At 42.8% G+C, this 16,198-nt stretch carries 17 protein-coding genes; 11 read left to right on the top strand and 6 right to left on the bottom strand.

The genetic code is table 11. The features are described 5' to 3' along the window. Nucleotides 1–96 precede the first annotated feature (96 nt). From NSTC745_RS12310 to NSTC745_RS12280, 7 genes are all read left to right on the top strand, one after another. The gene (locus NSTC745_RS12310) at nt 97–294 is read left to right on the top strand and encodes a DUF2949 domain-containing protein (RefSeq protein WP_096534566.1); all 198 of its coding nucleotides are present in this window, start codon (nt 97–99) and stop codon (nt 292–294) included. 495 nt (nt 295–789) lie between these two features. After that, on the top strand, nt 790–1,923 hold the full coding sequence (nifV, locus tag NSTC745_RS12305; RefSeq protein ID WP_445637383.1) for a homocitrate synthase: 1,134 nt from the start codon (nt 790–792) through the stop codon (nt 1,921–1,923). After that, entirely contained in the window at nt 1,910–2,197 is a 288-nt protein-coding gene (locus NSTC745_RS12300) for a nitrogen fixation protein NifZ (protein WP_096534564.1), read from the top strand. The genes nifV and NSTC745_RS12300 overlap by 14 nt, the downstream gene beginning before the upstream one ends. Beyond that, the gene (nifT, locus tag NSTC745_RS12295) at nt 2,172–2,375 is read left to right on the top strand and encodes a putative nitrogen fixation protein NifT (RefSeq protein WP_445637382.1); all 204 of its coding nucleotides are present in this window, start codon (nt 2,172–2,174) and stop codon (nt 2,373–2,375) included. Before NSTC745_RS12300 ends, nifT begins: the two co-directional genes overlap by 26 nt. 127 nt (nt 2,376–2,502) lie before the next feature. Then, nucleotides 2,503–3,048 carry a (2Fe-2S) ferredoxin domain-containing protein gene (locus NSTC745_RS12290; RefSeq protein ID WP_445637381.1) on the top strand — a complete coding sequence of 182 codons (546 nt, stop codon included), beginning with the start codon at nt 2,503–2,505 and terminating at the stop codon, nt 3,046–3,048. Nucleotides 3,049–3,248: 200 nt separating this feature from the next. After that, nucleotides 3,249–4,406: a PD-(D/E)XK nuclease family protein gene (locus NSTC745_RS12285; protein ID WP_445637380.1), complete on the top strand. Its 1,158-nt coding sequence runs from the start codon at nt 3,249–3,251 to the stop codon at nt 4,404–4,406. 87 nt (nt 4,407–4,493) lie between these two features. Then, nucleotides 4,494–5,069: a Uma2 family endonuclease gene (locus NSTC745_RS12280; protein WP_445637379.1), complete on the top strand. Its 576-nt coding sequence runs from the start codon at nt 4,494–4,496 to the stop codon at nt 5,067–5,069. A 28-nt stretch (nt 5,070–5,097) separates the two neighbouring features. Here NSTC745_RS12280 and NSTC745_RS12275 read toward each other — a convergent pair whose 3' ends face one another. Continuing rightward, nucleotides 5,098–6,498 carry a 1-acyl-sn-glycerol-3-phosphate acyltransferase gene (locus NSTC745_RS12275; protein ID WP_445637378.1) on the bottom strand — a complete coding sequence of 467 codons (1,401 nt, stop codon included), beginning with the start codon at nt 6,496–6,498 and terminating at the stop codon, nt 5,098–5,100. 61 nt (nt 6,499–6,559) lie between these two features. Continuing rightward, nucleotides 6,560–7,867: an NF041680 family putative transposase gene (locus NSTC745_RS12270; RefSeq protein WP_445632291.1), complete on the bottom strand. Its 1,308-nt coding sequence runs from the start codon at nt 7,865–7,867 to the stop codon at nt 6,560–6,562. A 366-nt stretch (nt 7,868–8,233) separates the two neighbouring features. Between NSTC745_RS12270 and NSTC745_RS12265 the strand changes: the two genes are divergently transcribed. Together NSTC745_RS12265 and NSTC745_RS12260 are read left to right on the top strand one after the other, a co-directional pair. Continuing rightward, nucleotides 8,234–10,042: a proline--tRNA ligase gene (locus NSTC745_RS12265; protein WP_445637377.1), complete on the top strand. Its 1,809-nt coding sequence runs from the start codon at nt 8,234–8,236 to the stop codon at nt 10,040–10,042. Nucleotides 10,043–10,394: 352 nt separating this feature from the next. Next, nucleotides 10,395–11,015: a GerMN domain-containing protein gene (locus NSTC745_RS12260; RefSeq protein ID WP_445637376.1), complete on the top strand. Its 621-nt coding sequence runs from the start codon at nt 10,395–10,397 to the stop codon at nt 11,013–11,015. A gap of 140 nt (nt 11,016–11,155) precedes the next feature. Here the strand turns inward: NSTC745_RS12260 and NSTC745_RS12255 are convergent, their stop codons facing one another. The 3 genes from NSTC745_RS12255 to efp form a co-directional block, all read right to left on the bottom strand. Then, nucleotides 11,156–11,503 carry an ArsR/SmtB family transcription factor gene (locus NSTC745_RS12255; protein ID WP_445637375.1) on the bottom strand — a complete coding sequence of 116 codons (348 nt, stop codon included), beginning with the start codon at nt 11,501–11,503 and terminating at the stop codon, nt 11,156–11,158. 63 nt (nt 11,504–11,566) lie between these two features. After that, complete coding sequence (accB, locus tag NSTC745_RS12250) at nt 11,567–12,124, bottom strand: acetyl-CoA carboxylase biotin carboxyl carrier protein (protein ID WP_445637374.1); 558 nt, start codon at nt 12,122–12,124, stop codon at nt 11,567–11,569. Between the two features lie 108 nt (nt 12,125–12,232). After that, a complete protein-coding gene (efp, locus tag NSTC745_RS12245; protein ID WP_096534553.1) occupies nt 12,233–12,790 on the bottom strand; it encodes an elongation factor P in 558 nt (185 codons plus the stop codon). Nucleotides 12,791–13,259: 469 nt separating this feature from the next. Here efp and NSTC745_RS12240 point away from each other — a divergent pair, with 469 nt between their 5' ends. Then, complete coding sequence (locus NSTC745_RS12240) at nt 13,260–14,366, top strand: peptidylprolyl isomerase (RefSeq protein WP_445637373.1); 1,107 nt, start codon at nt 13,260–13,262, stop codon at nt 14,364–14,366. A gap of 128 nt (nt 14,367–14,494) precedes the next feature. Here NSTC745_RS12240 and NSTC745_RS12235 read toward each other — a convergent pair whose 3' ends face one another. Beyond that, nucleotides 14,495–15,067 (bottom strand): Uma2 family endonuclease, encoded by a 573-nt coding sequence (locus NSTC745_RS12235; RefSeq protein ID WP_445637372.1) that lies wholly within the window; start codon nt 15,065–15,067, stop codon nt 14,495–14,497. A 114-nt stretch (nt 15,068–15,181) separates the two neighbouring features. Between NSTC745_RS12235 and thiL the strand changes: the two genes are divergently transcribed. Beyond that, entirely contained in the window at nt 15,182–16,180 is a 999-nt protein-coding gene (thiL, locus tag NSTC745_RS12230; RefSeq protein WP_445637371.1) for a thiamine-phosphate kinase, read from the top strand. The last annotated feature ends 18 nt before the right edge of the window (nt 16,181–16,198 follow it).

Genomic DNA, 16,198 nt, shown 5'->3' with positions numbered 1-16,198 from the left:
TCCTATGCTCCCTCATCTCCCATGCCTAATGCCGAAAATAGATAGGAATTTCTGATTTTTAATTCTTTTCCAACTGAACAAATTGAAAGTTCAACTATGCCAACTCGTAACAGAGATATTCAACTCATCAAATTCTTGCACCATGAACTTGAACTTTCAAATGCGGATATTGCTGTAGCGCTACGACACCGTGAATTACAAAATGGCCCGTTACCGATGCTTCTCTGGCAGTATGGTTTAGTTAACTTAGACCAGTTAGAAAAGATTTTTGACTGGTTAGCAGAACAAAGTTAGCTAATTTGTAACTGAGAATTCAGAATTCAGAATTCAGAATCCAGAATTATTAATTTCTAAGGCTTGTATGGTGTTAAGTTCTTAATTTCAAGAAAGTCAAGCTGCTTCACCACCATTGATTTTACCCAATTCTGACTTCTGAGTTCTTGCATTTGTACTGAGACTAAACTACACACCAATACTATACAAAATCTGAGGTTCCTGAGATGATTACTACATTAATTGCTGGATTCTGTCTTTTACTTTTTTCCGGATTTGCTAATAGCTATATTAGTTATTTACTACTCGAACAAATTACAAGCGACCTCGGTAAAAAAGATTAGTAAATTATACCAATTTTTGGTTCCTTGTCATACAGATGTGATGTTGCTAGATGAGCAATAATTTAGGATCATGTATCCTGTTTATATATTGTGATATTTTTAGCATTTACCATCACTGGGAATAGTAGAGAGAAAGGATATTGAGAATACTTCCAAGAGAGGGATATTTGCAATGAATCAAATCATAATTAATGACACTACATTGCGTGATGGCGAACAAGCGGCGGGTGTTGCTTTCAACTTAAAAGAAAAAGTAGCGATCGCCAAGTTTCTCGATGCCATTGGTATCCCCGAATTAGAAGTTGGGATACCAGCAATGGGGGGTGAAGAAACACAAGCGATCGCCGCAATTTCTGACTTGGGTTTGCAAGCAAAACTCTTAGGCTGGAACCGCGCTGTCATCTCAGATATTAAGGCTTCTATTGCCTGCGGTCTCAACCGAGTGCATATCGCCATCCCCGTCTCTGGTATTCAAATTGCGACTAAATTTCACGGTCAGTGGCGGGTAAGTCTACAAAAACTCAAGGACTCCATCAGCTTCGCTGTCGATCGCGGTCTTTGGGTAGCAGTCGGCGGAGAAGATTCTTCGAGAGCCGATGAAAGCTTCCTTTTAGATGTAGCACTTTCCGCCCAAGAATGGGGTGCATCCCGCTTCCGCTTCTGCGACACCGTAGGAGTTCTCGACCCCTTTAGCACCTATACAAAGGTGAAGCATCTGGTTTCGGCTTTGACGATTCCCCTGGAAATTCACACCCACAATGATTTTGGTCTAGCAACCGCCAACGCCCTTGCTGGGATCAAAGCTGGAGCCACATCTGTGAATACCACAGTCAACGGCTTGGGTGAAAGGGCGGGAAATGCAGCCCTAGAAGAAGTTGTCATGGCCATCAAACGCATCTACGGCGTTGATTTGGGAATTGATACATCTCATTTACTGGGACTGTCTCAGCTAGTTGCTTCTGCATCAGGCGCGGACGTTCCGCCTTGGAAAGCGATCGTTGGTGAAAACACCTTCGCCCACGAATCCGGAATTCACGCTCACGGCGTCCTCCAAAACCCCCTCACCTACGAACCATTTGCCCCCGAAGAAGTGGGTTGCGAACGCCGCTTAGTAGTGGGTAAACATTCAGGAAGACATTCAGTTTCCAACTTACTAGAACAGCATGGAATTTTCTTGAACTCACAAGAAACCCAGTCAGTTTTAGACGCAGTGCGCCATCAGTCAGTCAAGAAAAAACGTAGCCTCACCACAGAAGAAGTCCTAAATTTGGCCAGAGAACAGAGGTATTCTCATGCAACGCGATGAATTAGAACTAGACTTACCACCCGCTTTTGAAATTGGTGAAAAAGTCAGACTTCGCAAACTAATTAAAAACGATGGTACCTTTCCTGGTAAAGAAATCGGCCAAGTTTTAGCTAAAAAAGGAGATATTGGCTACATAGCAAGTATAGGCACATATTTGCAGAGTTCCTATATATATGCTGTGCATTTCATAGAAACAGGAATTGTCGTCGGCTGTAAGAAAAAAGAACTAGAATCTGTTGAGGAGTCTCATGAAAGTAATGTTACGCGTGAATGATGCCGGCACTTTAGTAGTCTACGTTGCTAAAAAAGATTTGGAAGAAGAAGTAGTCAAACAAACTGATGGCAATGATGGTAAGATTTTGACCTTAGCAAATGGCTGGGAATTAGAATTTCGTGAATTACCAGACGTAGCCAATTTACCGCAAACTGTGGAAGCGAAACGCCTCGCGTAAGAGGCAGAGGAGCAGGGGAGCAGGGGAGCAGGGAGCAGGGGAGATGGATAGATAGCTCTTTCCCCTCTGCCCCTCTGCCCCTCTGCCCCATGCCCCATACCCTATGCCCAATTACTTTGAATCAATCATGGGTAAAAAGTATTTTACGTTATCAGAATTAAGCCTTGAAGGACAATTTTTAGGTTTTGTCGGTGCCGAACCCAAGAAATATAAATATTTGCAACTGGCAGTTTCAGATGGAACTATGGAAATTAAATTGCCAAAAGAGTTGCGCCGTTCTCTGAGTTTGTTGTTAGTTCCTGGTGAAGAAATTCGTGTTTTTGCTTATAGTGAGTTAGACTCGCACACAGGTGAAATTCAAATCAAAGCCTGTCAAGTCACGCCAATTGGTACTTGTCCAATTCAAAATTTGCCACTCACACCCAAAGCCAAAATTATGGTGTGTCAAAAGTCGGGTTGCCTCAAGCGTGGCGGTAAAGGCTTATTATCAGAATTAGAAAAAACTTTGTGCGATCGCGGTTTATTAGACAAAGTTACCATCGAACATACCAGTTGCCAAAAATGTTGCAGCAGCGCCCCCAACTGTGTTTTACAGCTTGGTAAAAAGAAATACAAAAATATTCATCCAGAGGCGATCGCATCTTTGTTAGAAAGTCATTTAACAGAAAATTAATAGCTTTATCTAGCTATTAGAATACACACTTTTTAGGGATAAAAATTTTATCCCTATTTGTCGTTGGTATCGTTTTTTTAATCGGCTTGTCAAATAGCGATCGGCTAAGTTATAACTACTGCAACGTTAGTAATACTAAATACAAACATAAATTACATAATTTTTCTGTAGTCTCGTTTAACCGTGACTGCAAACTTATTGTGCATAAATTTTCCGTAATTACTTTAACTATTAAAAAAATGTCTCTGTTTAGCAATTTACTCAATCTACATTCAGCAAACAAGCCGCTTGAAGATTTTTTTACCGAAATTGTTGCTTATTTTTTCTCTCTGAATCAAGATATTTTACTTGATTGGCTAAAACATCACTCAATCATTAGTGATGATAATTATTCCAACATCAAAATTTCCACTCAACAAGAACATAAAGGACTTGAAACCCATACAGAAGATAGCAGATTTGATATTGTGGTTGAACTATCAACTGGTTTAAGCACAGATGTAATATTTATTGAATCAAAAATCGGCTCTACAGAATTACCGGGGCAATTAAAAAAATATGCTGAGATTTTGAGCAATTTACCGAATGTCAAAAATAGAATTCTAATTTACATCACTCGTGATTACGAGCCAAAAGATGAAACCAAAATTTTACCATTGAATTTATACTCAAAGGTAAATTTTTATCAATTGAGGTGGTATCAATTTTATAACCAATTACAAAAACACACAACTGATATATTAGCCAAAGAAATCTTAATTTTCATGAGGAGAAATCAAATGTATTATACTAATCAATTTTCATCTGTTGACTTATTAACAATGGTAAACTTTAACAAAACTCTCAACCTTATGGAATCAACTCTCAATTACGAAGTACAAGAGAAATTCAGGCTAGCTTTTGGAGGCGTCATCAAAGGCGCAGCAAGTAGAACTCAATGGAAGTGGCACAGTAGATATATTATCTATACCAGGTTTTCAGGTGAAAATTTTTGGTGTGGTCTTGGATACTTTAATTTAAATCCAGATAATTTAACGGAATATCCATATCTAGGTATATGTTTAGAGGTTTCACCTGGTTTTGAAAAACGCCAAAAAATTATTGAATCTATGAAAAGAATAATTAATGATAAGCCTGATATATGGGTTCCTGAAAGTTTAACTATTTTACCAACATGGTCAGCTATTTTTTATCGAAAAAGCCTACAAGAGTTTTTATCTGAAAAAGACCAGCTATCTGCTATTAAAAATTTCTTCTTGAAATCCATTGATGAACTCAAAAATATTCAACCATATTTTGACTTTCCTTGGAAAGGAATAAGTATAGAAGCAACTACAGAAGCTGATAAAGAAGAATAGCTAGATATATTATCATCTTCTATCGCATAAATTTTATCAGTCGCAACTATATTAAAATAAAAATAATCCTGTATTCCCTTAGTTGTTATGAGCCTTGCTACTGTTAAACGTTTCACCATAGCTGAATATCAGCGTCTCACAGAACTCGGCTTTTTTTGTGAGGATGACAGAGTTGAGCTAATTAGAGGAGAAATAGTACAGATGGCAGCAAAAGGCACATCACACTCCGTTTGCAGCACCCGCTTATATAGGGAGTTATTCAAGCTGGTTGCAGATGAGGCAATTCTTCGAGGACAAGAACCAATTATTATAGGTGATGATAGCGAACCAGAACCCGATCTAGTCATTGTACGAAATCGTCCTGATGAATATTTAGAAGCTCATCCTAGTCCATCTGATATATTGCTTGTAATTGAAATTTCTAATTTGACTTTGCAATACGATCGAGATGTAAAATTGTCTCTTTATGCAGAAGCAGATATTTCCGACTATTGGATATTTAATTTAGTAGATAATTATCTGGAATGTTATAGCGAACCTTATCAAGATTTACAAGGTAAATTTGGTTATCGTCGCAAGTTTATTTATCTGCAAAATGAATCAGTTCATCTGCCATATTTTCTTGATTTAATTCTGGATTTATCTAAAGTGTTTCCAAGATAATTATCTAGGTTAAGGAGCTAAAAAGATGTCAAATCAATCCTTCCATCGCGGATTGTAAATCATTAGTCACATCAGCAACAGCTTGTCTAGCAGCCAAACGATTTTCTTTATATGCTGGGTAACGTTCAGAAATAGATATGGGTTCACCCACAGTTATTTTTACTTTTTCCCTTCCTAATTCTGGACGCTGGATAGCTTTATTGCCTTGAATCTTGGCAATCATTTTCCATAAAATTAGAGTTGTTTCCGCAAATCTTTCTACTGTTGGTTTTTCTTTAATATAATTACCAGAAACCGCCACAAAGCTTTCCACTAAACGCATGTGCCACATTCGTGCATTCGCTTCTTCAGCAACGCGATCGCCTAAAGCTTTTTCCACAGCAGATACTCCTTTGGCATCCTTAAATTCTTCTCTAAATATATAATTCCAACCAGCTTGTTCCACTCGCCGACAGCGGTCAGTTAAAGAACCTTTGGACTGCAAATCAAAATACTGTTCTGATATTATTAATGCTGCATTTAATAAAGCTTGTAACCGAACTGCCAATGCTTGATTTCTATCTGGAATTTGCCCTGCAACAGTCTTGGCATCTGGTAGTTTTTGATGATAAAAACGCGTGTAAAATATTTCCATCAACGAAAGTAAATGTTCTGCCAAAGTTAGTAATCGGGGATAAAGGGTTTCTACAGAAGCAACATTACCTGGTTGTGGTGGATTTACAGGTAAACCACTAGCTGCTTCCAATTCATTTAAAAGATTAGCGATCGCATCCCAAGGAGCATCAACGTAACTATATTTAATCCCAACTGGTACAATGAAAACCTGTTCGGGGCGTCCGGCTTTTTGCAAATCCTCCGCACACCAAAAACCTAGCTGGGCAATACCTGGTTCCAAGGGGCTGATTCTCTCCGATAAACCATTGGTAGCACCTTCTGGGGACGCAGCCATCGGGAATTTTCCATTAGCAAACAAATCACGCGCCGAACGTAACCCCGTCCAGTCAGCCTTACCTCGCTGAATCGGAGTACCACCCAACTGGGACATAATCCAGCCAACGTGAGAACCAGCCCATAGAGGAATGCCGCGATCGTAGATAAAATGAGCGTGAATCGGAAGTTGTAGCGCTGTGTCTTGCGATCGTGCTACCTTTGGCACCAGTTGAGACAGCAAGTAGCCCAAACCAAAGGGATCGTCGGTTTTAGGATGGCGAAAAGCCAGCAGAAACCGGATTTTACCCTCCTGAAACTGGCGATAGAGATCTACCAGAACTTCCACGTTGTCTGCTTCAATTTTGGTAATTGGTGTTTGCCATTTGATGAAACTTGGTAACAACAGATGAACAACTCTTAAAAATAAAGGGTTGAATGCTGGAGGAATAAATTCTAAAGGTGGCTGTGCTTGATAACTGGAGTTTAGACTAAGCAACAAGAAACGACCCAGCAACGCTGAGTTGAAAAGAAACAGGCTTTAAAGATGAAAATCTAAGGTACTAAGCAGATTCTGGTTGCTTTTTGCGGGGCTTAGTTGTAGTTTTTTTGACTACGGGATAGCGAATTCTACGTTGTCGTGGTTTTCCTGGTTTCCAGCCTGGAGACTTTCCGCGAGGTTTAGGCGAACGGGCAGGAGTACCAATCACCGCAAAAATGCTCCCCATTGCTTGAGCAACTCTGCCAGGAGTCAAATTATCTAATGATTTCTGCCAAGGTAAAGGGTTATCAGCAACGATATCACGAGCCAACCACAATTCCCAAGTCATCACAGGCATGAGGTCACTCCAACGCTCACATTGCTTGGGACTACTCAATTTAGGTAATGTCCAGTGCAAGCGTTGCTTCAAAAAACGATACCAGTGGTCAACAGTAAAACGTCGGAGGTAGAGTTGCCAAACTTCTTCTAGTGGTGGCATTTCTTCCCCCACCCAAGCCAACCATAAAGGTTTTGATATACGTAGGTTGCCTTCTGCATCCAGACGCTCAACTCGAATCAGGGACATTGGGCGTGTCGCAGTTTGACGAAAGTGTAAATTAAACCACAAGCTCACCTTCACCCGTCCCAGTTTAGGATGGTTGACTTCTATACTCTCATTGGCTTCACTCCATGTGAGTGGTTCATTGAGTTTGAATTTGTCACCATGTTTCCTGGGTCGCCCTTTGCCAGAATATGGTGGTGGTGCGCCCCATAAACAAAGATTTGAACGCAAACGTACCAGAATATCTGCTTTGATATTGGTCGTCTTCAACACAAAAGGAGCGCAGCCATACTCACTATCCCAAACTGTAATTGGTCTAGTTGGTAAATGTTCACACACTTGCTGTAGTTGCCAGGTTGCCTTTTGTATCGGGTTTTCCCAACTGCTAATTCGCTCATGTCTCAAAGGTAACGCCCAACTGCCCGAATCCTCTGGTATCCAAGCAATGGTACTATATCCCTGACCAACGGTAATTGGTTTGTTTCCGGCTATGGTGACACTGCTGTGTTCAATTGTCCTCTCCTGCAAAGTTACCGCATCTGGGCGTGACCAAGCTGTGTGGTCGCCTGCTAACAACGGACGGCTCTGCGTTGGCATCTGTTTGATGTATAACTGCATCAATTTTTGTCGCTGTGGTCTGCTATCTTGTAATGCCTCGTAGATGCTTGGCCACTTACGTCTAAATACTGGTGATAGCGATAAATCTGCCAAACTGTAGGCGTTACGAGTCAGCAATATTGCATCCGTCAGTTCAAAAGTCACATCATGCGCTCTACCTAGATATCTGTACGCTGCTTGACGAAATTCTTCTAGTAAGGCACTTTTCATATTGGCAGGTGAGAGTTGGTGGTTCTTCTCTCAGCTTCTGCTAATAGGGGGACTGTGTTCAATCACACCCCTTATTTTTTCCTTTGAGGTCGGCTCTTTAGTCTAAACTCCAGTTGATAAATTACATTAGACAAGGTTGTTTTCTCCTGAAGTGATTGGCGACTGGGGACTGAGGACATGGCAACGCTTTGGGAAAAGGGTAAAGGTTAAAGGGAAAAGAGAGATCTTTCCTTTCCCCCTGCCCCTTATCCCCAGAGGGGGCCCCGCCTTCCCCTTTCCCCTTTCCCCAGTCCCTTTGTACTTTATCCTTGATAATTCATACTTTAGTTGACATAGAAATTAGCGATTTTGGAAAGGTAATAAACGATGCGACTATCACAAATGTTATTTGTTACACTGCGGGACGATCCAGCTGATGCTGAGATTCCCAGCCATAAATTATTACTGCGTGCAGGTTACATTCGTCGCATCGGTAGCGGTGTCTATGCTTATCTCCCGCTGATGTGGCGGGTACTGCAAAAGGTTTCTCAAATTGTGCGCGAAGAAATGAACGCTACAGGGGCACAAGAATGTCTTTTGCCGCAATTACAACCTGCTGAATTGTGGAAAGAATCGGGACGTTGGGATACTTACACCAAAGCTGAAGGGATCATGTTTTCCCTGATCGATCGCCGCGATCAACAATTAGGATTAGGCCCGACTCATGAAGAAGTAATCACAGCGATCGCTCGTGATATGATTCGTTCCTACCGCCAATTACCTCTGCATCTCTACCAAATTCAAACCAAATTCCGCGACGAAATTCGTCCCCGCTTTGGTTTGATGCGCGGACGGGAATTCATCATGAAAGATGGCTACTCTTTCCACGCCGATGAAGCTAGCCTCAAAGAAACCTATCAGGATATGTATCAAGCCTACAGCAATATGTTGCGGCGCTGTGGTTTGGCTTTTCGCGCCGTCGAAGCTGATTCTGGGGCAATTGGTGGTTCTGGTTCTACAGAATTTATGGTGTTGGCGGAAGCTGGCGAGGACGAAGTTCTCTACACTGAAGATGGTAAATACGCCGCTAACGTAGAAAAGGCAGTTTCTTTACCAGCCGATATCGAACCTTCACGGTTTACAACCTACGAAAAACGCGATACACCTGGAACAGAGACGATTGAAACAGTCTGTCAATTCCTCAAATGTTCTCCCACCCAAGTGGTGAAAAACGTCCTTTACCAAACAGTTTATAACAATGGTGTGACGGTGTTGGTTTTGGTGAGCATCCGAGGCGACCAAGAAGTTAATGAAGTCAAGTTGCAAAATGAATTGACCAAATTAGCTTCTAATTATGGCGCTCAAACTATTCTCAATTTGAGCGTACCGAATTCTGAAGCCCAGCAAACATGGACAGCGAAATCTCTGCCTTTAGGTTATATTGCGCCAGACATTGCAGATGATTATATTGGTGCTAATAAACAGATTCATCCTAAATTTTTGCGCTTGGTGGATCGAACAGCCGTTGATTTAAAAAACTTTGTCACAGGGGCGAATGAAACTGGCTATCACGTTGTTGGTGCGAACTGGGGAGAGCAATTTAAATTACCAGAATTAGTAGTAGATGTGCGGAAAGCTAGACCAGGCGATCGCGCCACTCACAATCCAGAACAACTCTTACAAAGCGCCAGGGGAATTGAAGCAGGTCATATCTTCCAATTAGGCACTAAATATTCACAAAGCTTGGGAGCAACTTATACCAACGAACAAGGTGAAGAAAAGCCGCTAATCATGGGTTGTTTTGGTGTAGGCGTATCGCGTTTAGCCCAAGCCGCCGTAGAGCAATCTTACGATAAAGACGGGATTATTTGGCCAGTAGCGATCGCACCTTATCACGCGATCGTCACAATTCCTAACATTAATGATGCTCAACAAGTTGAAATTGCCGAAAAACTTTACAAGCAACTCAATCAAGCCGGAATTGAAACCTTACTCGATGACCGAGACGAACGAGCCGGAGTCAAATTCAAAGATGCAGATTTGATAGGCATCCCATACAGAATTGTAACCGGACGAGCGATCGCCAACGGCAAAGTCGAAGTTGTAGAAAGAGCAACCCGTAAATCCCAAGAAATTGCCATTGATGAAGTGACAACCACACTTCATAAGTGGGTTGAAGAGGCAATAGGCAAATAGGCAATAGGCAATAGGGCAAGCAGGAAGTGTGGGAGGGGTGGGAGGTGTGGGAAGAGAGGGAGGCATAAATTCTCTTTCCCCCCACACTCCCCACACTTCCCCATCTCCCCATCTCCGCTGCCCCCTGCCCCTGTGCCCTCATCTCCCAAAATTTAAACAATTCGACAGTGACGGACTAGAAGTGCAAATTCTAAAATTGAATTAGGAACTTGCAGGATTAAAAATTAATCGGATTTCGAGGCACGAAGCCTCCTCTAAATTGTGGGAAACTCTCCACTTGTCAGTATCGTCTTTAACCAGGCTGCTCCTCACATAACTACCATCTCAGCCCTCAGTCAGGAAGGTTTTGAACATGAAAGACCAACAAGGATCTAATCGTATTTCTTCAGGCGTAATAGCAGCTGTCGCAGCAGCAGTTGTAGCGGTAGGTGGCAGTGTGGCTTGGTTCACTTCACAATCTAATAATACCCCTACACCATCAAAACCCTCTCAAGGTGTTGACCAGCCAGCACAGCCATCAACTAGGCAGCCAAGTAACGAGCAAACTGCTAACGTTTATTGGCTTAGACCAAAGGATAAAAATATTGCTTTGGTTCCCCAGCCTGTAAGAGTAGCTAGAGTAGCTGCTGTACGACCTAACCAAGCTTTAGAAGCAGCTTTTGAAAGCTTGTTAGCAGGCCCAACAGAAGGGACAGATTCTACAACTATCCCCAAGGGAACCAAATTATTGGGTCTGAAAGCGGATAATAATGAAGTTCGCGTTAATTTATCTGAAGAATTTACTAGCGGTGGTGGTAGTGCCTCAATGATAGGTCGTGTAGGACAAGTTGTTTATACTGCGACAAGTTTAAATCCAAAAGCCCAAGTTTACATTGACGTGAACGGTAAACCCTTGGATATTTTGGGCGGTGAAGGTATAGAGTTACAACAACCACTAACTCGTGAAAGTTTCGATAAAAACTATCCGCTTTAGTCATTAGTCATTAGTCATTGGTCATTGGTCATTAGTCATTAGTCATTGGTCATTAGTCATTAGTTTCGGACAAACAGCAAAGTACAAAGGACAAAAGACAAATGACTACAGCAAAGGACAAAGGACAAAAGACAAATGACTTACCGTTTGGTATTCAAAACGCGAAAATTACGGGCTTGCTGTTCTAACCTTGTGGCGAGGCGATCGCAAACCCGATTACACAACTCAAAAATCATTTGGTCTTCCACCCTGTAATAGGCGCAAGTTCCTTCACTGCGGCGGCTAAGGATTCCTGCTTGCCACATTATCTTCAGGTGCTTTGACACATTTGCCTGAGAAGTCTGTGTTGCCTCTACCAACTCTTGCACGCATTTTTCTTCATCCCGCAGTAAGTGTAGCAGCCGTAGGCGCATTGGCTCACTTAACAGGCCGAAGTATTCAGCTACTTGTTGCACCACTTCTGGTGGTAAAGGCAACGTTTGTTTCATCAGGATTAACCCGCAAGGATTGAAAGTTTTAACGATAACTCACTTCATAATATAGATTAATACTTAATCAGGGTTAATTCGCATCAAAGGTTGACCATATTCTACTGGTTCACCATTTTGCAGCAGAATTTCCATCACTTGCCCGGATACTTCGGCTTCGATTTCATTCATCAGCTTCATGGCCTCAATGATACAGACTGTTTGACCTTTGCGGACGCGATCGCCCACCTCTACAAATGGTGCTTCACCCGGTGCAGGAGCGCGATAAAATGTTCCCACCATCGGAGAAGGCACCTCTACTAATCTCTGGTCAATGGTTGAGGGGGGATTGACTGACAACTGTAATTGCCCTCCAGTTGCAGCACTATCAAACAGGCGACCTGTCGCCACCTCTGTGACCTGGCTTGTAGCCACCTGGTTTGCCGTAGGTAAACCCGATGACAAGCCCGAACCTACCACACCGCCTAAGGTCGTTTGACCTACCGACAACATATGATTGCTAATGCTCGCAGCCTTACGAACTGTTAGTTCAAAGTCATCGCTTTTGAGCGTGACTTCTGCAATGTCTGTTTGTGCGATAGTTGCCAGTAGTTGGCGGATTTCATTAAAGTCCAATGGCACAGTTTTTATTCCTCGACCTATCCGTAAATTAGCATTTTTAAGTGTGGCAGGGATTTAATCCCTAAATAGGGATTGAAATCACGATTTGTTTGAGATTGGAATCCAAACTTATTCCCTGCCTAAATATTTATCATCACGGGTATCAATTTTGATACGCTCACCTTGGGAAATAAACAAGGGAACCATCACAGTTGCACCAGTTTCGAGAGTAGCTGGCTTAGTACCACCTGTGGCAGTATCACCTTTTACACCCGGATCTGTTTGCACTACTTCTAGAACCACAGAGTTGGGCAGTTCCACTTCAAGTACTTGTTCGCCCCAACGAATGACGTTAGCTTCCATACCTTCCTTGAGGTATTTGACGCGATCGCCAATTTGTGATGCGCTCAATCTGCCTTCTTCATACGTTTCCATATCCATAAAGACAAACTCATCACCCTCTTTATAGGTATGCTGCATTGTCCTTTTTTCTAAAGTGGCTTGGGGTACTGTTTCCCCTGCCCGGAAGGTTTTTTCCACCACACTCCCATTCTGAACATTTTTCAGCTTGGTTCGTACAAAGGCAGAACCTTTTCCTGGCTTAACGTGGAGGAATTCCACCACTCGCCATACAGATCCATCTAATACAATTGAGACACCAGGTCGAAAGTCGTTGCTGGAGATCATGAAACTTTCAAGTTTTGGAAGACAATCGGCATTTATTGTACCCTTCAAGCGGAGTAATTAGTTATTCATTTTGGGCATTGGGCATGGGGCATGGGGGAAAGGGGAAGTGGGAAACTTTCTGGGGCAGGTTTTTTTGATTAGACAAATTTTTGGGATTTTAAAACCAAAATCATTGTCTGAAAACTTAAAACTACGTTCAATAATTGAGAACATTCTCAACTATTTATCGAAAGCCTAAAAACCTGCCCTTGAAAGGAAGTGGGAAAGGGGAAGGCGGGGCCCCCTCTGGGGATAAGGGGCAGGGGGAAAGCAAAGATCTCTGTTTTCCCTTTAACCTTTACCCTTTTCCCAAAGCGTTGCCATATCCCCAGTCCCCAGTCAACACTCTGCACTGGGCACTCCTACTGTGGGAAGATTATTGATGGGTTACGTCCAGTCAACAATATCAATGCTGCATTTGAGTTATTCCATGCTTAACTTATTAAAATCCTGGCTGAAGAACAGCCTAATGGCAATACTGCTGGTAACAATATTTTTAGGCATAACTACAGCTGGGTGGACTCCCTCTAGTAGCGCCGCGCTGCCAGCTGGCAACGCAATTACAGACGGTAATGCTTTGTTGCGGTATGCACTCCCGATAGATAACAAACCTGTGCGGCAACTACAAGCCAGTTTAGAGGACATTTCTAGCCAACTGCGGGCAAATCGGCGCTGGGGTTCTGTTTCCAAAGACATCAGCCAAGCATCTCGCATTCTCGATAAACCCTCCCAAATCCTAGCAAGTGTTCCCGAAGAACGCCAACCCCAAGCACAAGCTTGGATTAACGAATTAAAATCTGGCGTGCTTAACCTGCAAGAATTGGCGAATACCAAAGATAAACAACAAATTTTGCAACAGAGAACTAAACTGTTGAATCTCATTACTCAGCTAGAAGAGTCAATGGTGAAGGAATTTCCCTTTGAAGTTCCTGCCGAGTACAGTAACCTGCCACAACTTAAAGGCCGCGCCACTGTGGAATTAAAAACCAACAAAGGCAACCTCACCCTTGTAGTCGATGGTTACAGCGCCCCTGTGACTGCTGGTAATTTTATAGATTTAGTGCAGAGGGGTTTTTATAATGGCTTAGAATTTACCCGTTCTGAAGAATCTTACTTTCTGCAAACCGGAGATCCACCTGGTAAAGAAGTCGGCTTCATTGACCCAAAAACAGGCAAATACCGCGCCGTTCCTTTAGAAATCTTGGTTGAAGGTGACAAAGAGCCGACTTATGGCATTACCCTAGAAGAAGCTGGTCGTTATATTGATATGCCAGTTCTACCTTTTTCTGCTTTTGGTGCAGTAGTTATGGCTCGTCCTGAAAGTGAAGTGAATGGCGGTTCTTCACAATTTTTCTTCTTTCTATTTGAACCAGAACTTACTCCCGCCGGACGGAACCTATTGGATGGTCGCTACGCCGTTTTTGGCTATCTCACTGAAGGCAAAGAAGTTTTGGATAAACTCAGAGCTGGTGACAAAATTGAATCAGCAACAGTGGTTCAAGGCATAGAAAATCTGGTTGAACCCCAAACAACGTAGGAAAGATGAAGCACTGGGGACAAGAGGAGATGGGGGGAGTGTGGGGAGTGTGGGGGGAAAGATTTCTTCCCCATCTCCCCACACTTCCCACCCCTCCCACACTTCCTGCTTGCCCCATGCCCACTCTTTTAACTGAGATTGCTGGTGCTAAATACCCGAACGACTGCGATCGCTATTTCTGGAAAAGTCCGCGATACAATTTGCTCGTTGCCAGTAAACACCGTCTCTTCATAAAATCCTTCTTCCAGCAATAAGACCGAAATTTTTCCTTCGAGTGGGTCTACAATCCAATATTCAGGTACTTCTAATGCTGCATATTCAGACCGCTTATAACGGTAGTCTCGCTTGATAGAATCTGGACTGACTACTTCTACTATTAGTAGTGGTGGTGATTCAAAGAATGCTGATACATTGATTAATTCTCTTGCTTGCTCCTGCCTCACCGCAGACAAGTCAGTTAACCTAGATTTATTTCTCCCTGCCCTCACCCCAGTTTCACGAAAAGTTAACCAAGGTAAAGTCAACCGCTTAATTTCTGCATCTAGCAACTGCTCAAGGAATTTAGCAATCAAGAAATGTTCAATCGTCGGGGGGTTGATTAATTCCAGCCTGCCATCCACCAGTTCGTAGTGAAAATCACTGCCATCATCATAATTTAAGTAATCTTCAAATGTAAGATTTATTACTGGTGAAATAAGCATCTCAACAGATCCTTAGACGATATCATTATCGTAACTTGACAGAGTACGGAGTAGGGAGATGAAGGAGATGAAGAAGACACGGGGACACGGGGAATAACTAGTGACTAATGACTAATGACTAAAGTCAAAGATATCGGCGAACAAGGTCTTCTCGCAAGATTACACCGTTTCTGTCCCTCAGAAATTATTGGCGATGATGCAGCAGTATTGGTCACAGCACCAGAGCAATCTTTAGTCGTCACCACAGATGTGCTGGTTGACGGTGTACATTTTAGTAACCTCACTACTTCCCCAGAAGACGCAGGTTGGCGTGCGGCGGCTGCTAACTTGTCAGATTTGGCAGCGATGGGTGCTTCACCTTTGGGGATCGCCGTCGGACTGGGGCTTCCTGCAGATTTGAGCGTGAATTGGGTTGAAAGCTTATACCAAGGAATGACACAATGCCTGCAAAAGTACAATACCCCAATTGTTGGCGGTGATGTAGTGCGATCGCCTGTGACAACTGTGGCAATTACAGCGTTTGGTCAAGTTCACCCCAGTCAAATTATCCGCCGTTCAGCTGCCGTTGTGGGAGATGCGATCGTCGTTACAGGCGTTCACGGAGCCTCTCACGCTGGCTTACAACTGCTTTTACATCCCGAATTAGAGCAAAACCTCAATGACGAAGAAAAGACTGCTCTAATCGGCGCACATCAGCGTCCTAAGCCACGATTAGATGTCTTACCCATCCTCGAAAAAATCATACCATCGCCAATGCCTATTGCTGGTATGGATAGCAGCGACGGTTTAGCAGATGCTGTAATCCAAATTTGTCGCGCCAGCGGTGTTGGCGCGGTCTTAGAACTCAGACAAATTTCTTTACCAACAGCTTTTAACCATTGGCTAACACCAGAGCAAGCTCTCCAATATGCTCTCTACGGCGGCGAAGACTTTGAATTAGTACTGTGCTTAGCACAAGAGTCAGCATCAGCTTTAGTCAAACATCTTGGTGGAGGTGCTGCGATCGTTGGCACAATTACACCAGGTTCAATAATACTATTGCACGACGAACAAAAAAAATTCCCCGACCAAGTTCTCACTCTTAGCCGAGGATTTCAACATTTTGGTGATTAGTTTTTTGTCTTTAGTTAT

The sequence above is a fragment of the Nostoc sp. DSM 114161 genome (assembly GCF_052692665.1).
Note: the sequence above shows the minus strand (reverse complement) of the source record. Positions and strands in the feature narration are given on the sequence as shown.